General features: G+C 68.9%; 3 protein-coding genes. All 3 read left to right on the top strand.

Going from position 1 to position 2,559, the window contains the following annotated elements; all coding sequences use genetic code 11:
* The first annotated feature begins 104 nt into the window (after positions 1–104).
* Genes tnpA through tnpC form a run of 3 tightly spaced genes read left to right on the top strand, consistent with a single transcriptional unit; the run spans position 105 to position 2,503 of the window.
* On the top strand, positions 105–503 hold the full coding sequence (gene tnpA, locus LH62_RS00145) for an IS66-like element accessory protein TnpA (protein WP_043358392.1): 399 nt from the start codon (positions 105–107) through the stop codon (positions 501–503).
* Entirely contained in the window at positions 500–847 is a 348-nt protein-coding gene (tnpB, locus tag LH62_RS00140) for an IS66 family insertion sequence element accessory protein TnpB (protein WP_043358388.1), read from the top strand. Before tnpA ends, tnpB begins: the two co-directional genes overlap by 4 nt.
* Positions 848–907: 60 nt before the next feature.
* A complete protein-coding gene (tnpC, locus tag LH62_RS00135; protein WP_043358386.1) occupies positions 908–2,503 on the top strand; it encodes an IS66 family transposase in 1,596 nt (531 codons plus the stop codon).
* Positions 2,504–2,559: the final 56 nt, after the last annotated feature.

Genomic DNA, 2,559 nt, shown 5'->3' with positions numbered 1-2,559 from the left:
CGTAACCATTCGCCGAGGGCCGCCTGGCGGGTTAGCCTGTGACCTGCCTTTGATCTTACGCGCGTTCTTTGGAGCGCCGGTAAGGACAAGCGGCGAGGTGGCGAATGGAGATCATCACCGGAGTGGAGCGCCGCCGGCCGTGGCGGGCTGAGGAGAAGCTGCGGATCCTGGCTGAGCTGAACCAGCCCGGGGTCAAATTCAGTGAGGTTGCCCGTCGGCATGATGTGAGCCGCGGCTTGCTCTGGCAGTGGCGGGATGCGCACCTGCGCGGCAGGCTGGTGGCCGAGACACCGGGCTTCCTGCCGCTGCAGGTCGTGCCGGAGATGGCTGCGCCGGTGCTGCCGGGTGGGTCGGGCTCGCCGCCCTGCACTGATCCTCCCGCGGTGGAGGACGCGGTGGACGAGCGGGTCGAGATCGTGCTGCCGGACGGGACTGCGGTGCGCGTTGCGGCGTCGATCAGCGCGGCGACGCTGCGTCGCGTGCTGGCGGCATTGCGCGCATGATCCCGACGCCGTCTGGTGTCCAGGTGTGGCTGGCAGTTGGCCACACGGATATGCGCCGCGGGATGCACTCTCTGGCGCTGCAAGTGCAGCAGACGCTCGGCCGTGACCCGCATTGCGGCGATCTCTACGTCTTTCGCGGGCGCAGGGCGGACTTGGTCAAGATCGTCTGGCACGATGGGCTTGGCCTGTCGCTTTACGCAAAAAGATTGGAGAAGGGACGCTTCATCTGGCCCTCGCCAACCGACGGCTGCCTGCAGATCTCGGGCGCGCAGCTCGCTTATATGCTCGACGGAATCGATTGGAGAAACCCAGTACGGACCTATAGGCCAGAGCTGGCGGGATAGTGTACGGCGCAGTGGCATCGGTACTACCTGGCGCGTCGCTGATGTGATTCCATTTCCGGCGTGACAGCCGCGCCGGACAACCCTCCCGACGACATCGCCACGCTGCGTGCCGCGCTTGCGGCCGAGCAGCTGGCGCGGCGTGAGGCCGAGGCGCGTGCCTCGGGTGCCGAGGCAATGGTGGTGCACCTCAAGCTGCTCATTGCCCGGCTCAAGCGTGACAAGTACGGCGCCTCCTCCGAGCGCGGTCGCAAGCTGATCGATCAGCTGGAGCTCGAGCTCGGTGAGTTGGTGGCGGCCGCCAGCGAGGACGCCGCGAGGGCGGAGAACGCCGCCGACAAGCAGGGCCGCCCCCGTCGCGCCGACAGCCCGCCCCGCGGCCAGCCAGTGCGCGCGCCCCTGCCGGCCCATCTGCCGCGCGAGCGGGTCGTGCTGCCGGCACCGACCGCCTGCCCCTGCTGCGGCGGCAAACTGTCCAAGCTGGGCGAGGACATCACGGAGACGCTCGAGGTCGAGCCGATCCGGTGGAAAGTCATCCAGACCGTCCGCGAGCGGTTCTCGTGCCGTGCTTGCGAGACCGTCACCCAGCCGCCGGCACCGTTCCATGCCATCGCCCGCGGCCGAGCCGGGCCGAACCTGCTGGCCATGATTTTGGAAGCCAAGTTTGGCCAGCACCTGCCGCTGAACCGCCAGAGCGAGACCTATACCCTGCAGGGTATCGAGCTCAGCGTCTCCACCATCGCCGACTGGGTCGGCGCCTGCACCGCCAACCTGGCGCCGCTGGTGGCCTTGATCGACGCCCATGTGCAGACCGCCGAGCGGTTGCACGGCGACGACACCACCGTCCCCGTGCTGGCCCGGGGCAAGACCATTACCGGCCGGGTCTGGACCTATGTCCGCGATGATCGGCCCTTTGCCGGGCCGGCACCCCCGGCGGCGATGTTCCGCTACTCGCGGGACCGAACCGCCGAGCACCCAAACCGGCACCTGGCCGGCCATGCCGGCATCCTGCAGGCCGATGCCTATGCCGGGTACAACGCGCTCTACGAGGCGGACCGACAACCGGGACCGATCACTGAGGCCGCATGTTGGGCGCATGGCAGGCGCAAGCTGTTCGAGCTGGCGGAGTTGTCGCGGGCCCCGCTCGCCATCGAGGCGGTGCGCCGGATCGACGCCATCTTTGACGCCGAGCGCGCCATCAATGGGCTGCCCGCCGAGGCGCGGCTGGCCGTCCGTCGGCAGCACATCGCGCCGCTGGTCACTGAGCTCGAGCGCTGGATGCGCGAGAGCCGCGGCAAGCTGTCCCGGCACGCGCCGGTTGCTAAGGCCATGGACTACATGCTGGTGCGCTGGGAGGCGTTCGCGCGGTTTCTCAGCGATGGCCGGATCTGCCTCACGAACAATGCTGCCGAACGGGCGCTGCGCGGTATCGCTCTCGGGAGAAAGTCGTGGCTGTTCGCCGGAAGCGACCGCGGCGGCGACCGGGCCGCGGCGATGGTCTCGCTGATCTACACCGCCAAGCTGAACGACGTCGATCCGCGCGCCTGGTTGGCCGACGTGCTGGCCCGCATCGCCGACCACCCCGCCTCGCGCCTGCACGAATTGCTGCCTTGGAACTGGAAGGCAGCCCGCACCACCAAGACAGCTGACGGCGCCTGACCTTGGCCGCACCGAGCCTCGCCGCTCAGCACCTGCGGCCTTGGCCGGATGGATAC

Source organism: Belnapia sp. F-4-1 (assembly GCF_000802185.1).
Classification (GTDB): domain Bacteria; phylum Pseudomonadota; class Alphaproteobacteria; order Acetobacterales; family Acetobacteraceae; genus Belnapia.
Note: the sequence above shows the minus strand (reverse complement) of the source record. Positions and strands in the feature narration are given on the sequence as shown.